Annotated in this window: 17 protein-coding genes and 1 riboswitch; of the genes, 3 read left to right on the forward strand and 14 right to left on the reverse strand. The window is 47.1% G+C overall.

Annotated features, from left to right (window positions below):
- The first annotated feature begins 320 nt into the window (after nucleotides 1–320).
- Nucleotides 321–545: a hypothetical protein gene (locus tag GCU48_RS26465; RefSeq protein ID WP_025721010.1), complete on the forward strand. Its 225-nt coding sequence runs from the start codon at nucleotides 321–323 to the stop codon at nucleotides 543–545.
- Nucleotides 546–563: 18 nt separating this feature from the next.
- A complete protein-coding gene (gene serA / locus GCU48_RS26470; protein WP_152382035.1) occupies nucleotides 564–2,156 on the forward strand; it encodes a phosphoglycerate dehydrogenase in 1,593 nt (530 codons plus the stop codon).
- 192 nt (nucleotides 2,157–2,348) lie between these two features.
- Here serA and GCU48_RS26475 read toward each other — a convergent pair whose 3' ends face one another.
- From GCU48_RS26475 to GCU48_RS26500, 6 genes are all read right to left on the reverse strand, one after another.
- Nucleotides 2,349–3,809: an ATP-binding protein gene (locus tag GCU48_RS26475; RefSeq protein ID WP_025721014.1), complete on the reverse strand. Its 1,461-nt coding sequence runs from the start codon at nucleotides 3,807–3,809 to the stop codon at nucleotides 2,349–2,351.
- 1 nt (nucleotide 3,810) lies between these two features.
- Nucleotides 3,811–4,527 carry a response regulator transcription factor gene (locus GCU48_RS26480; RefSeq protein ID WP_152382036.1) on the reverse strand — a complete coding sequence of 239 codons (717 nt, stop codon included), beginning with the start codon at nucleotides 4,525–4,527 and terminating at the stop codon, nucleotides 3,811–3,813.
- 109 nt (nucleotides 4,528–4,636) lie between these two features.
- Nucleotides 4,637–5,395, reverse strand: a complete 759-nt coding sequence (locus GCU48_RS26485; RefSeq protein ID WP_025721016.1) for a pseudouridine synthase — start codon at nucleotides 5,393–5,395, stop codon at nucleotides 4,637–4,639.
- A gap of 78 nt (nucleotides 5,396–5,473) precedes the next feature.
- Entirely contained in the window at nucleotides 5,474–6,004 is a 531-nt protein-coding gene (locus GCU48_RS26490) for a spore maturation protein (protein ID WP_152382037.1), read from the reverse strand.
- A 7-nt stretch (nucleotides 6,005–6,011) separates the two neighbouring features.
- Nucleotides 6,012–6,746, reverse strand: a complete 735-nt coding sequence (locus GCU48_RS26495) for a nucleoside recognition domain-containing protein (protein ID WP_025721020.1) — start codon at nucleotides 6,744–6,746, stop codon at nucleotides 6,012–6,014.
- 68 nt (nucleotides 6,747–6,814) lie between these two features.
- Complete coding sequence (locus tag GCU48_RS26500) at nucleotides 6,815–8,077, reverse strand: D-alanyl-D-alanine carboxypeptidase family protein (RefSeq protein ID WP_152382038.1); 1,263 nt, start codon at nucleotides 8,075–8,077, stop codon at nucleotides 6,815–6,817.
- 196 nt (nucleotides 8,078–8,273) lie between these two features.
- Here GCU48_RS26500 and GCU48_RS26505 point away from each other — a divergent pair, with 196 nt between their 5' ends.
- The gene (locus tag GCU48_RS26505; RefSeq protein WP_152382039.1) at nucleotides 8,274–8,996 is read left to right on the forward strand and encodes a protein-glutamine gamma-glutamyltransferase; all 723 of its coding nucleotides are present in this window, start codon (nucleotides 8,274–8,276) and stop codon (nucleotides 8,994–8,996) included.
- 83 nt (nucleotides 8,997–9,079) lie between these two features.
- On the opposite strand, the gene ytfJ is transcribed toward GCU48_RS26505, so the two are convergent.
- The 8 genes from ytfJ to GCU48_RS26545 all read right to left on the reverse strand — a co-directional run bounded on the left by ytfJ (nucleotide 9,080) and on the right by GCU48_RS26545 (nucleotide 14,972).
- On the reverse strand, nucleotides 9,080–9,568 hold the full coding sequence (ytfJ, locus tag GCU48_RS26510; protein ID WP_025721026.1) for a GerW family sporulation protein: 489 nt from the start codon (nucleotides 9,566–9,568) through the stop codon (nucleotides 9,080–9,082).
- Between the two features lie 84 nt (nucleotides 9,569–9,652).
- Nucleotides 9,653–10,354: a DUF2953 domain-containing protein gene (locus GCU48_RS26515; protein ID WP_152382040.1), complete on the reverse strand. Its 702-nt coding sequence runs from the start codon at nucleotides 10,352–10,354 to the stop codon at nucleotides 9,653–9,655.
- A 133-nt stretch (nucleotides 10,355–10,487) separates the two neighbouring features.
- Complete coding sequence (gene scpB, locus GCU48_RS26520) at nucleotides 10,488–11,096, reverse strand: SMC-Scp complex subunit ScpB (protein ID WP_152382041.1); 609 nt, start codon at nucleotides 11,094–11,096, stop codon at nucleotides 10,488–10,490.
- The gene (locus GCU48_RS26525) at nucleotides 11,065–11,859 is read right to left on the reverse strand and encodes a segregation and condensation protein A (protein WP_025721032.1); all 795 of its coding nucleotides are present in this window, start codon (nucleotides 11,857–11,859) and stop codon (nucleotides 11,065–11,067) included. The genes scpB and GCU48_RS26525 overlap by 32 nt, the downstream gene beginning before the upstream one ends.
- Nucleotides 11,860–12,031: 172 nt before the next feature.
- Nucleotides 12,032–12,496 carry a 6,7-dimethyl-8-ribityllumazine synthase gene (gene ribH, locus GCU48_RS26530; protein WP_025721033.1) on the reverse strand — a complete coding sequence of 155 codons (465 nt, stop codon included), beginning with the start codon at nucleotides 12,494–12,496 and terminating at the stop codon, nucleotides 12,032–12,034.
- Between the two features lie 29 nt (nucleotides 12,497–12,525).
- Entirely contained in the window at nucleotides 12,526–13,209 is a 684-nt protein-coding gene (ribB, locus tag GCU48_RS26535) for a 3,4-dihydroxy-2-butanone-4-phosphate synthase (RefSeq protein ID WP_152382042.1), read from the reverse strand.
- Between the two features lie 59 nt (nucleotides 13,210–13,268).
- Nucleotides 13,269–13,934, reverse strand: coding sequence for a riboflavin synthase (ribE, locus tag GCU48_RS26540; RefSeq protein ID WP_025721037.1), 666 nt, complete (start codon nucleotides 13,932–13,934; stop codon nucleotides 13,269–13,271).
- Nucleotides 13,935–14,263: 329 nt separating this feature from the next.
- Nucleotides 14,264–14,436: riboswitch (FMN riboswitch) on the reverse strand.
- A gap of 68 nt (nucleotides 14,437–14,504) precedes the next feature.
- Nucleotides 14,505–14,972, reverse strand: coding sequence for an IDEAL domain-containing protein (locus GCU48_RS26545; RefSeq protein WP_025721041.1), 468 nt, complete (start codon nucleotides 14,970–14,972; stop codon nucleotides 14,505–14,507).
- Nucleotides 14,973–15,021 lie beyond the last annotated feature (49 nt).

A 15,021-nucleotide genomic window follows, 5' to 3' on the forward strand; every position in this document is an offset into this window, starting at 1 on the left:
GTAAGCCGTGATACATTATGAAAAAATTATTAACGACAACAACCATGATGGAGAAAAGATGTTGATTTCGTCCTCAGAGAATCGGTGCTTGGGTGGAAGCCGATGGCGGAGTAATGTTCTTTAGCGCTCCTGAGTTATTGCACCGAGGCTAGGAAATTTATTTCCCGGCATTAGATGCAATCGGCAGAAAACCGTTATCCTTTCGGTCATTTTATGACCGCTGAAGGCAGTCCGTTGCGAAATGGCTGCGAATTAGGGTGGTACCACGATAACTCTCGTCCCTTACTATGGAGATAGTATGTGATTTGGGAGTTTTTTTGATGCCTGAAAACCGCAAAAGCGGCTTTGTTCAAGGCTTCTGTTCATCAGCCCTTGTCCGTCAGCTTGGTACGCAATGCTATTTTATCCCTTTTCTGCGTCAATGCGTTATCACACAAGTGTTTACCGCGACTCTCCTGTACTTTTTAGAAGCATTTCAAGTTTTTTCATGTTCTTTATGGAATGTATTTCAGTTTGAAGTACATCCTGTCCATAAAAGAAGTTAACTTTGAGGAGGAAACCAAATGTTTAAAGTATTAGTATCCGATCCGATCAGTGACCTAGGCATTCAGCAGCTGATGGATGCAGACGATGTCACGGTGGACAAGAACACAGGTCTCAGCGAGGATGAATTGGTTCAAATTATTGGTGATTATGACGCACTGCTCGTCCGCAGCCAAACCCGGGTAACTGAACGCATCATGGCCGCAGGTAAAAACCTCAAGGTTGTCGGACGCGCTGGTGTCGGTGTGGACAACATCGACCTTGAGGCGGCAACGCAACGCGGAATTATCGTTATTAACGCTCCTGACGGCAACACAATTACGACCTGTGAGCATACTTTTGCCATGATGATGGCTCTGGCCCGTCATATTCCACAGGCGTATGCCAAAACTATCGGCGGTACATGGGATCGTAAAACATTCCTCGGTGTCGAGCTGCGCAACAAAACGCTTGGTGTCCTCGGTATGGGACGCATCGGCAGTGAAGTAGCCAAACGCGCCAAAGCATTTGGCATGAACATCCTCGGCTATGATCCGTTTCTGACAGAAGAACGTGCCGAGAAGCTGGGCATTAAGCTCGCCAGTGTGAACGAAATCATTCGCAACGCAGATTTCATGACCGTACACACCCCTTTAACACCGGAAACAAAGCATATGATTGCACGCCCGCAGTTTGAAGTGATGAAAAAGGGAATGCGTATCATTAACTGTGCCCGTGGCGGTGTTATTGATGAGATGGCTCTTGTTGAGGCCATTGATGAAGGAATTGTTGCCGGTGCAGCCTTTGACGTATTCGAGTCGGAGCCGCCAGCACAGGACCATCCTTTCCTGAGCCATCCGAAAATTATCGTTACACCGCATCTGGGCGCATCCACAGTCGAAGCTCAAGAGAACGTAGCTATCGACGTATCCGAGCAGGTGCTGCATATCTTGCGTGATGAGCCGTTTAAAAATGCGGTCAATATGCCTCCAGTACCATCCAATGTGATGACGCAATTACAGCCATATTTCTCACTTGGCGAGAAGCTGGGCAGCTTTGCTGTTCAGGTGACGAATCAGGCTGTAAGTGAAATCCAGGTGGATTACGCTGGCGATTTGTCCACTGTAGATACACAGCCGCTGACTCGTTATATTTTGAAAGGCGTACTCAGCCGTCACCTGGGCAGTGATGTGAACATTGTAAACTCTGTCCATCTTGCCAAAACACGTGACATCCATCTTGTCGTATCCCAGGCTCCGGCCACCAAAGGCTTTACGAACCTGATCACTGTTACGCTTAAAACACAAAGCGGCGAAGAGCAACGCGTAGCTGGTACCCTGCTGGCAGGGTATGGCGAGCGGATTGTCCGGTTGAACCAATTCCCAGTAGATGTGGCACCGGAGGCTCATTTCCTGCTCATTTCCCACAATGATAAACCAGGCATTATCGGCCGTGTCGGCACCCTGCTTGGTGAAAATGGCGTCAATATCGCCTCCATGCAAGTAGGACGTAAAATTGTTGGTGGCGAAGCCATCATGATTCTCACGGTTGACAAAGCTGTGCCAAAAGATGTGCTCGTTCAACTGGTTGGACTGCCGGAGCTGAATACCGCTCAAGAAGTAGTGCTGGGTTAATAATAGAAAATGCTAGAGAAAGTCCATTTTACTTTCTCCTTAAAAGCGAGGCGCCTGGATACTCAGGCGTCTTTTTCCTATACCAGTGTCAACATCTATCTTGATGCTGATGTTCCACGTTGAACAAGATAAATGTTGATTTTTCAACAAAAAGCACCCTCTTCCGAGGATGCTTTCGAACTGGGAATTTAGCTAAATCGACTTAGTCTGTGACAGAGCCTGACTTTGTTTTTTGGAGATTGGCAGCAGAATCGTGAACTCTGTCCCCTTTCCTAAAACGCTGGCAGCAGATACAGAGCCTCCGTGAGCTTCTACAATATTTTTGACAATAGCAAGTCCCAGGCCCGTGCCCTTGTCCTCGCCTCGCACTCTTGCCTTGTCAGCCTTGTAAAAACGGTCAAAAATGTAAGGTAAGTCCTCGCTGGCAATGCCTACCCCTTCATCCTTAATCCGGATGCGCACAAGCTCATGTCGTTCTCCTAAAATTCGATCCGCCCCAATAGTAACCTTTTTCCCTTCGGGTGTATGTCTGAATGCGTTATCCAGTAAATTCGTTAGTACCTGCTCCAGCCGATCCTCATCCACATCAGACAAAAGCAGCTGTTGGCCCTGCTCATGATAATCGAGAGTCAGCCCCTGTTCCTTCGAGCGTACCATAAATTTACGGTGAACACGCTCAATCAGCTCGTTCACATTCACTTCCTGACGATGCATGTCTGTATGACCTGCCTCCATTCGAGCCAGATCAAGCAGATCCTTAACAAGCCTTCCCATGCGCAGTGATTCATCATAAATGACCTGAACCAGTTCCTCGGATTCCTCCGGTGAACCAGCCATACCATCAAGCAACGCTTCACTGTAGCCCTGCATCATAGATAAGGGTGTACGGATTTCATGAGATACATTGGCGACAAAATCGCTTCTCATCTTCTCCAGCTTCACTTCTTCCGTGATATCCCTGAGCACAGCTACCGTGCCGCGAATTACATTATCTGTGTACAGAGGAGCCATCTGTACCGACCAGGAGCCCTTCTTTACATGAATATGGTCTCCCACGTCCTCTCCTTTGTCCATAACCGTGTGAAACAGTGGCAACAACGGGTCTGGTACAGATGCTCCGAACTCCTGCTGATCATGCCCTTGCCATTCCAGCTCTTTCCAGCTATCCAGCAGATTTTGAGCAGGCGGGTTCGTCAAGATAATTTGCCCGCTTCTGTCAAAGGTAATGACAGCGTCAGACATGCTTCGCAGCACACTGGATAGATGGTTTTTCTCCTCATTCAGACTGCGGATCGTCGCTTCCAATTCCGTAGACATGTGATTAAAAGTTTTCGCCAGCTCCCCGATCTCATCACTGGTAACCAGTGAAAGCCGGGTATCATACTTTCCCTCACGAATGGCATTCGCCGCCTGAATCAACAGCTGCATAGGCTGTGTGATTTTAGTAAAAAGAAATAAAGCAAAAAAGGTCGTTAATAAAAATCCGACAATACATGTATAAGTGAACAAATGCTTGATTTCCGTCGATTCGTACGCCGCAAAATTCCTGTTAATATACGGCAACAAAAAAAGTCCCAGAAAAATAAGCACAGAGCCTACAAGGCAAATGATGGTGATCCACAGCTTGCCTACCAGCGATCTCCAAAAGTTCACGTTATTTTGGAACCTCCAGTTTATAGCCCACACCCCAAACCGTTGTAATCATAGCCGCTGCCTCTGGGGATACCTTATTCAGTTTTTCACGAAGCCGCTTCACATGCGTATCGACGGTACGCAGATCACCAAAAAATTCATAATTCCATACATCTTTCAGCAGCTCTTCGCGCGAGAAGACCTTATCCGGCGACACTGCCAAATAGTGCAACAGCTCATATTCTTTAGGTGTGAGACTGATCTCAATTCCGCCTGCACTTACCCGGTGTGCATCATGCTCAATAATAAGATTTGGAAAAACAATGCTATTGCTTGGTACCGCCTCTTTGGTTAAAAAGGCAGTTTCCGAAGAACGGCGCAATATCGCCTTAACCCGATAAATGACTTCTCGTGGACTAAAAGGCTTGACCACATAGTCATCGGCCCCAACTTCAAAGCCCTGTACACGGTTTACCTCTTCTCCTTTGGCGGTCAGCATAATCACAGGCGTTGCTTTGTTCTGACGCAGACGTGTACATACTTCAATCCCATCCATGCCCGGAAGCATCACATCCAGCAAAATAATGCTGTAATCGCTTGCAGTCGCTTTTTGGAGAGCCATCTCTCCGTCCTCGGCTTCATCAATTTCATAACCTTCTTTTTCCAGATACATCCGCAGAAGGCGGCGAATGCGTTCTTCATCATCTACAATTAATATGCGGTTGCTATGTTCTGACATATTCCCAGTCCCTTCGCTAAAAAAAGCATTCTCTCTATTTTACTATTTTCCCGTGCGCGGTCAAACTTTACTCTTGTTCAACAGTCTCTTTACACCAAAAAGGCCGGGGTTATGACCCCCGTCCTGTCCGTTTCTTTTTCGTGTTGTCTGATTTGGCAAGTTGAATGAGACGGTTAATTTCGTCCTTGGTGAGGGGTCTGGTCAGACCACGCTTCAAGTTCTGCAACAAAAGATCCCCGAAGGCAATTCGTTTGAGTCTGATAACCGGGTGTGAAATAGCCTCAAACATCCGTCTTACCTGACGATTTCTGCCTTCATAAATGGTAATTTGGATTACTGACTCCTTACCATCCGGGTCTACATCTTTATATTCTACCTCGGCTGGTGCAGTAATGCCATCTTCCAGCACGATCCCTTTTTTCAGCTTGTCCAGCTCAGTTCCATGCGGAACACCTTTAACAGTCGCTACATATGTCTTGGGCACATGATGCTTGGGATGGGTGAGCAAATTGGCGAACTCGCCGTCATTGGTAAGTAACAGCAGTCCTTCCGTATCGTAATCCAGACGACCTACCGGATATACACGTTCCTTAACACCTTTCAGGTAGTCAGACACGATTTTACGGCCCTCCGGATCGGAGGCACTCGTGATAACCCCTTTAGGTTTATTCATCATCAGATAGATTTTTTTCTCGGTTTTAATCGGTCTACCCTTTACCGTAATTATATCCTGATCAGGGTCCGCCTTCGTTCCCAGCTCTGTTACGATAACCCCGTTCACTTCCACGCTGCCTGCCTGAATAAGCTCCTCACATTTCCGTCTGGATGCTACCCCGGCCTGGGCCAATATTTTCTGCAATCTTTCCATGTTCGCTAATTCACCTCATGCTAATGATACCCATCTACGAACAAAATCACAACCCCCGTTCAAAAAACGATGCAGGAATCAAAATACAAGCAGGCAAATGGCAATGGCTGCCACAAAACCAACCACGTCGGAAAATAGTCCTACCTTCAAAGCATATCGCCCATTGCGGATACCTACCGCACCAAAATATACAGTCAGTACATACAAAGTCGTATCCGTGCTGCCTTGAATTGTAGAAGCGATCCGACCGATCATGGAGTCCGGGCCATAGGTACGAATCAGATCAGTCGTGAACGCAAGCGAACCGGTGCCCGTCAAAGGGCGGAGCAGACCTAAAGGCAGTACCTCACCGGGGACGCCCCAGCCTTTGATCCATGGTGTGACCCAGGATATTAAATAATCCAGAGCCCCGGAAGCTCGAAAAATACTTATCGCTACCATCATGCCTACAAGATGAGGAATGATACTGATTGCGGTGGAGAAGCCGTCTTTGGCTCCATCCACAAAGGAATCGTAGACGGGTACCTTTTTGGCATATGCATATAAAGGGATAAAAGCGAGAATAAACGGAATGGCCCAAGTCGATACGAGGTTAATAAAATGAAGCATGCCTCCCTCATCCTTTCCAAGTGGTATCCCTGCCCTTGGCAACGGTGATTCCCGTCCGTGGAGCTGCAGGTGAAGATACAGGCGGTGCTGTCGAAGCGGACACAGGTGTTTGAGGAGGCTGAGGACTCAATGCTGTCTGAGACGGCGGTTTCGCAGGGGGACGTCGCAGTTCCCGACTACGATACCAACGATCTGCCGCTATCGCAGCAAAGGTCGCTATCGCTGTCGCCACCAGTGTCGTGCCGACGATTTCCGCCGGATGTGCGGAATGATAATTCAGCCGAATCGCGATCAATGTCGTGGGAATCAACGTAATACTGGCTGTATTTAACGCCAGTAACGTACACATAGCAGGAGTAGCAGTTTGCTTATCCGGGTTGAGCGTTTGCAGTTCCTGCATTGCCTTGATGCCCATTGGAGTCGCTGCATTTCCCAGGCCCAGCAGATTGGCGCTCATATTGGACAAAATGTAGCCCATAGCCGGATGATTACGCGGAACATCCGGGAACAAAAAGGCAACGAAAGGGGCGAGCAGCCTGGATATTTTCTGCAAGAGCCCTCCGTCTTCGGCCAGCCGCATCATGCCCATCCAGAACACCAGCACGCTGATCAGTCCAAAGCACACTGTAACACCCGTGGCCGCCCCATCAAAAGCAGCCTTGGTCACCACTTCAATATTTCCCTGTGCAGCAGCAAATGCAAATCCGATACAAATCAAAGCCACCCATATGAGATGAATCATGATTGATCCCTCCCTTTCATCAATGATGTGACACATGTCGGTTCATAGCAATTTAAGCCTGCTTGCCCCTAAACTCCAAACAGATTTCTTATAATTACACTCCATCCGCTCGTCCAGCTGCGTTGCTGAGTGCCGCTTAAAGGAGCCTGAGCAGTCGGAACTTCCTGTTGGGGCTGTATCGTTCTTGGGTTCGGCAGCTTGCTGCCTTTTTCATATACAGGAACGGAACCGATCAGTTTGCCTTCCAGCAGAAACTCGACACGTCCCCGCAAACCAAAGGATACGTCCGCTCTCCCTGCAGAACGGGACTTTTTGTATAGTACTAATCTTTTATGCAGCCGGGTCTTCTCACCGTCGTGCAGAGGATAAGCAAAGCTAGCACCCGTTAATAGCGGATACCCGTTAATCGGTTGTTGCTTGTCCGTAATCGGAATGAGTGGATAATATCGAAACCCGTAATCAAGCATACGGGCATGGTCATTCCAATCATCCCCGTCATTCAAGGTAACAGCGGCAAGCTGGCGACCATCCCGCGTGGCCGAACTGACGAGACAACGGAAGGCTTTCTTGGTAAAGCCGGTTTTCACACCGTCAGCCCCTTCATAGAGCCGCAGCATTTTGTTTTTGTTATGCCACGAGTAATCCCAGGAATTGTTGGGATTCGGCGCCTTTTTCAGTTCAGTCTTAACGATACGGGCAAAGGTTGGATTATGCAGCGCATAGGCGGTTAGCCGAGCCATATCATTCGCTGAGGAGTAATGCCCTTCGACATCCAGTCCATGAGGATTAGCAAAATGCGTATGACTTAGCCCAAGTTGAACCGCCTTATCATTCATCAAATGAACGAATCCCTCTTCTGTCCCACCCACATGCTCGGCAATGGCAGAAGCGGCATCATTACCGGAACGGAGCATCAGACCGTACAACATATTTTCCAGCGTCATTTCTTCCCCCATTCGCAGAAAAAGCGATGAACCTTCTTTGGCGTACGCCGTCGGACTAACCTTTACCCGATCCTGCAAACGCCCATGCTCAATAGCCACGATAGCGGTCATTATTTTGGTCAAACTGGCAATGCGCAGCTCCCGGTCACCCTCGTCAGCATATATGATTCTTCCTGATGTGACATCAATTAAAGAGGAGGCCTGTGCATGGGTCTTTAATGCAGGCGGGGTCGTTTCCGTCTTCTTCGCTCCCTGAACGGGCTGTGGATTCAGCAAAACGAGCAGCAATGACACAATAAGCAGCAGTGCCAGCGGCAAAACAAAGGCGCATGCTTTAAACGAAAGCTGGTTTTGGCCCGCGTGGATGCGTTGCTTCTTTTTAAACATTTGGATTCCTCCGGTTTTGAGCAAGTCTTGTACCATTCTATGTCCAAGCTGTTCAAAGTATGTCCACCTTTATAACAGAAAATTCCTCTGCAGGGTTGCTCGATCAGGCAATTTACACTCCTGATCACATATATATAGTTGAGGATTTGCAAAATCTGGAGTAGCTAAATGTTGAATATGGATGGGGGTGTACAGCATGCAGCGCCTACAGTTTGAAGCAATTTTAAGATCCCGGATTGTAGAGTCCGCAGAGGGATTAAATCGAAGCGGCGTATCCTTTGCCACTTTTGCGACCGCGCGTTGTAATCCGCAGTTCTGGGATTTGACGGCAAAGGGTGGATTTCAGATCAAAGCAGGTGTCACTCCGGCCCAGGGGATCAGGGATATCTTTACAAATGGTGGTCAATATGCCTTTGAATGTGCAACAGCTATGGTCATTGTACTGTACAAAGCAGTGCTGGATTCCATTCTGGAAAGTGAATTTAATCGGATTTTTGCAGATATGCTGTTGTATGATTGGCACTATGACAGTGACCTCAAGCTCATACAGGTGCAGGGAAGTCACAAATCGTCTCCGGGCGATATCCTATATTTTAATAATCCAGATGTGTCACCTGATACCTTGGAGTGGAAAGGAGAAAATGTTGTTAAGCTGAAGGAAAACCTTTTTTATGGACATGGAATCGGCATCTTGCCAGCAAGAGGTATTATTGATTCACTCAATCAGCATCGTCGGCCAGAGGCCACAATATCTGCTTATATGACGGATGAAGTGATTTATCCAGACTTCATCTATTTATCCCAGTTCGCTCCTGAAGGATACCGAGAGGTTGAACGATCGCTGTCTACTTCTTATCAACAGGAACATGGTCGACGTGTGTATGCAGTCATTGGTGGAAGGCGGTACGCTCGGAGATAGAAGCAAATGCAAAAGGAAGGTATTCCTTAGCCCTAATTGGGCATTTGGAACCCTTCCTGAAGAAACCTTTAATCCGATAATTTTTACAAGTAAGCGGGACCCGAGTGACTGTGATCTTGATTTGTAGTGACATCTACAGTTACCTTTGGATTTTGCTGAGCGTTGCCCGCAGTTTGGAAGATGGACTGCACCTTATCAATAAGGTAGGGGGTGGAATCGATTATCTTCTCAATCAGATGTGTTTGATTGTCCAAAGGAACGATTTGTGCTCCCTGTTTGCCAACAACCAGAAATGCAATCGGTTGAATAGATACACCGCCACCACTACCGCCACCAAACGGATGTCCTTCCTTCCCGCTATGATTTCCCGCTGCTGAGGAAGTATGGACCTCTTCATCTACATTAAAGTCACTCCCACCGGCTGCGAAGCCAAAACCCACCTTACTGATTGGCAAAATAACGGAACCATCGGGTGTTTCCACTGCTTCTCCGACAATCGTATTCACGTCTACCATGGCTTTGATGTTTTCCATCGCGGTTTGCATAAGCCCCTGAATCGGGTGATCTGACATGATTATTCCTCCTCTGCTTATCTCAAGCGTAGACTGCCTTTTCTTTCGCTATTGTGCGCAGACCACTAAGAAAATATGTATCGCTCATCCCTCATGCTGAATGGGTTTCTTGGAAAAAACCCGTCTCCAGGCCTCCGGTCCACCCGGAACGCGCCATATACGATAAGCTAATGTGAGCATGGAAAAAGATAAATATCCGAGCGATATATTTCCTTCACAGGTCAATGTGGTGGTAAAACGCAGGCGATCCGCCCAATAGGGTACAACAAACAGCTTGGGTGTACAGTTCATGCGTACAAAGCTGGATGCATAACCGATCAGCGTTGTTTTCAAGCCCCATAGAACACCCGTTGAGGTAGCCGTATAGGCAGCGTCAGCAAGACTGATATTGGTGGACCATTCCATTTTGGATATCATCACATGGGCTAACGTATGCCGCAACCATCGGTGCAGAGCTTTCGTTCCTTTGAGTAAAACTCGTACATCGTGTATAAATTGCTTAATTTTATCTGCATTAATATTTCCACTATCCACGGAAGCATCGGTTTTATGTATGTTTTTGTTGCGGTCAAGCCGATAAAGAAGCCCTTTTTGCAAGCTTGCTATCAGAATAGCTGGAATATCATAATTGATTTTGATTAACCCGTACAGAAATCTGATCTCCAGATGCGCCCGATCATCATTGTCATGCTTGGCAATATCCAGCTTCCACCGGATACGAGAGAGCAAAATAGCCAGCACAAGTAATATGATGACGATGACGGCGATACCGATCCATTTCCACACTGGCGAGTCCTCCCTGCCTTTTTCTATGGATATACCATGGTAAAAATAGTATGGCTCTTTCCCGGAAAATCATGCATCCCAAAATGCCAAACAGCCAGTTCCCCTCTGCGAGAACTGGCTGTTTCCTTCTATATCACGCTTCAAGATCCGAATCGTTTGCAGCCGGCTGACTGCTCTCCAGACGCTCGAACAATAATTGTGTCTCTTCCTCCAAATTGTCCGAATCCTCGAATATCTCTGGTTGGGGTAGATCCGTGAGAGAGCCTAGACCGAAATAATCCAAAAATGATTTCGTCGTTCCATATAATATCGGTCGACCAATGGCTTCGGCCCGACCTTTTTCCTCAATAAGCTCCTTGTTGACCAGTGTATGTATGGCCCGCTCGGATTTGACGCCCCGAATATCTTCGATTTCGACTCTTGTAATGGGCTGGCGATAGGCAACAATGGCCAGTGTTTCCAAAGCGGCTTGAGACAGTGAGGCACGTGCCGGAGAGTAGGCAAGCTTTTCAAAGTAGGGTGCATGCTCAGGTAATGTTGCAAGTTGATAATTCCCGGCGATACGGACAAGTTGCAGACCTCTTCCTCCCTGCTCCATGTCCTGCTTTAAATCCTCCAGACTTTTTTCAACAAGCTCTTGCTGCTGCTCTACAATGTCGGCGATCTGCTTGGCGGACAATCCTTCCTCTCCCGCGAGAAACAACAGCCCCTCAATAATTGATTTCAGCTTCAGATAGTCCATTAACCCGTAAATCCCCTCTCCACTCCATTACAATATCATCGAAAATCTTCTCCTGATAACAGAAAATTTGCTTCATTTTCATCAGCTCGAGAATAGCCAAAAAGGTTACAACCACTTCATGCCGATACATATCCTCATGCATCAGCTTGGAAAACAGAAAGCGCCCCCCTGTCCCGAGTCCCTCTAACACCCCGACAACCTGGCGGATACGGTCCTTGACTGAAATTTCATCGCGGTGGACACGAGTTACCGTCGTACGTCGTTCTGCTTTACGCAATGCACGCTGAAAGGCTGCGACCAAATCGCTTGTATGCAGCCCGTGCACCGGATTTACGGGTTCGGTGGGCAGGAATGTACTCAGATCTTCCGGCTCTTTACCGTAAATCAGACTCCGTTCCCATTCACGTTCACTCAGATGGCGAGCAATCCCTTTATATTTACGGTACTCCACCAGCTTGCGGACCAGTTCCTCGCGCGGATCATAATCCTCTTCTTCATAAAAGTCCAAATCGTCATATTCCATCACAGGTGGTTTGGGAAGCAGCAATTTACTCTTAATGGATAAGAGTGTCGCCGCCATCACCAGAAACTCGCTCGTAATGTCCAGTTCCAACTCCTGCATACTGTGCAAAAAAGCCATATACTGATCCGTAATATCACTAATCGGAATATCCTGAATGTCGATCTCGGCTTTATCAATCAGATGCAAAAGCAGATCCAGCGGACCTTCGAATGTTTCCAGCTTGTAATTTACGACTGTCAATGTGCTTCCCCCTGCCTTACTCCAATCATCATTCAACAATACCTTTCCCCATAGCACTTATGCTTTACGTTATCAATCCCTCTTTCTGTAGTATATACGTCATCGCCTTGCTTAACAATCCAATCCCTTTTTCGCTTAGCATTATGCCATTCTTATTCAGTTGCTCATATCATTAAAATTGCTTGCCCAAGTTCGCCATTTCAATCGCAGCCAGTGCAGAATCCCAACCCTTATTACCAGCCTTCGTTCCTGCACGCTCAATAGCCTGCTCAATATTTTCTGTAGTCACAACACCGAAAATAACGGGTATGCCCGTTTTCAGATTGATTGCTGCCACTCCTTTGGCCACTTCGTTGCAGACAATATCATAATGTGAAGTAGAACCACGTATCACGGTGCCCAGTGTAATAACAGCATCATATTTGCCGCTTGCAGCCATTTTTTGTGCGATCAATGAAATTTCAAAAGCACCAGGAACCCAGGCCACATCAATCTCATCTTCCCTTGCCCCGTGTCGTTGAAGTGCGTCAATTGCACCGCTTAACAGCTTGCTCGTAATAAATTCATTAAATCTTCCTACCACAATACCATATTTCAAACCATCCGATACAAGATTACCTTCCAGAAAACGTGCCATGCTTATCAACCTCTCTTTTTTAAAATGATTTACAACGATAAACGACGACGATAGTCAATTAAATTTTGAATACTGATCAGCTTCAGCTCATACTGCTTGGCGATCACCATCAAATCTGGCAGACGGGCCATTGAGCCATCTTCCTTGATAATTTCGCAAATAACTCCGGCGGGCTTGAAGCCGCTAAGTCGGGCCAGATCGACTGCCGCTTCTGTATGACCTGCACGCTGCAAAACACCGCCATCGCGGGCAATCAGCGGGAACATGTGGCCAGGCTTGCGGAAATCGCCTGCTACGACTGTTTCGTCGGCCAAGGCGCGTACGGTTAAGGAACGCTCGGCTGCCGAAATACCAGTCGTTGTCTTTATATGATCAACCGAAACGGTAAAGGCTGTGCCGTGGAAATCTGTATTTTGCTTCACCATTGGGTGCAATTCCAACGCCTCGGCTCTTTGCTGTGTAATCGGCACACAGACCAACCCGCGACCTGCAGTGATCATGAAATTAATGACCTCGGGGGTTGCTTTTTCAGCCAATGCAATAAAATCACCTTCATTTTCGCGCTGTTCATCATCCACTACGATAACTACTTTACCGTTCTTCAAATCCTCCAAAGCTTCTTCGATGGAATCCAAACGAATCTCTTCGTCCAACTCCGCCCCATCGTGTTCCACTACTTCAGTCGTAGAACTTGTTTGACTCCCTCTATCCATAGCACTGTCCTCCTCATTTCTTGTGCTTAAGTGCTCCGTAACAGATGTACCATTCCATATCAGGCAAAGCCGTGCTTCGCCAAGTAGTCCAGACTGATAGGAGCTTTTTCTGCTCCCTCCATCGCCGCTAAGCCTCTGTAATTCAAAAGCTGTTCCACATATTTGCCCAATATGTCACATTCAATATTGACGGTGTCCCCCTCACGTTTGGCTTGTAAGGCTGTCTCGGATAAGGTATGAGGAATAATGGATACGGCAAAGGTATCTCCTGTGCGCTGGGCGACTGTGAGGCTGATGCCATCAATTGTGATCGAACCTTTGAGAAGAATATATTTAAATAATGCTTGATTAGAAGGCGCAACTTCGAACACAACCGCATTCTGGTCTGATGTCACCCGGCGAATCGTACCCGTTCCATCCACATGTCCCTGTACAATATGTCCTCCGAACCTTCCATACGCCGCCATCGCCCGTTCCAGATTAACTCGGCTGCCGGACTTAAGTTCTCTCAGATTGCTGCTGCGAAAGGTTTCCGGCATGACATCAACCTTAAAATCCTTAACCCCGATCTGTATCGCCGTTAGACAAACACCATTCACGGAAACACTGTCTCCTATTTTCAAATCACCCAAGACAACGGAGCCCTCAATACCCAGTACCATCGCTTCTCCGCTTTTTGAAATCGTTTGAATGCGTCCCACTTCCTCGACCAACCCGGTAAACATAGCTTCACTCCTTTCCATCTCGTTTCAGTTTATCCCTAATTCAACAGTCGTAAGCGCAAAAAACCCCCAGCACGGAATCTATCCGTCGTGGGAGTGATGAGAGTCAAATTACAGTCTACAAGAAGCAATCCATATGCATAATTGAAATCTTACGAATAATACGTATGCCAATAAAAAGCATGACTACGATACAAGCCAATGCGTTCAGAACAGCTACGGAAAAGAAAACTAAAAAAGCCGTCGTCCGATGCTGCATTACAACGAAATAAGCCGTACGTACATTTACGTATGCTAAAAATCGGCACATGTCACGTCATGCACATGCGCTCTGTATCCTTCTCCCATCCAGACTATACTGTCGGTCCCGGAATTGCACCAGGTCCACCTTCTGCTAATCATTCAGCATCCGGGTCACGGACTAAGCCGTGCTGCTATCGCAAAAGCAATCCACAAGCACGTCATCACCGCCGGTGGGGAATTTCACCCCGCCCCGAAGGATCTTGCTCTTATTCAATTGAATTAACATTAAACTTGTTACGTATATTAGCACCGACCTCTAAAAAAAGCAAGTTATCGGATAGATGCTCCTGCCTTTGTTTTAACATATTGACTGGAGAGTTCTTCAAACCAGGCTTTATCATTCATATGAAGTGCAAGATCAATCAGGTCAGCCAGTTCTTCCAGGCCGAGCTGCGTAGCATGGTCAAAGGTTATAACCGCTGAAGCCGTAGGTTCGTGGCCGCCTTCAGAGCTTGCATCATAATCCAACCGCACCTCAACATGCCCGTCAATAAACTCACATTTTAGAAAATAAATAATTTCACACATTAATATCGGACGCACCTGCGTTTCCAATACGCAATCCATCACCTTGGCGGAATAATGCTGATTAGTCAATGTAAATTTATGTTCTGTCCCCGCCAGTGATGCCCGTCCAAAGTCATCTGTAAATTTCAGCTCCACGGGCTTAATGTTCATGACCTTGGGGATTTGCTTTTTTATAATTTCGATTATTTCAACTGTATTCAGCTTAATCATACCTGCACCTCATTGCATCTAAAAATTCAGAAGAAGACTGTTATTAATT

Origin of the sequence: Paenibacillus brasilensis (assembly GCF_009363115.1) — a bacterium.
Classification (GTDB): Bacteria; Bacillota; Bacilli; order Paenibacillales; family Paenibacillaceae; genus Paenibacillus; species Paenibacillus brasilensis.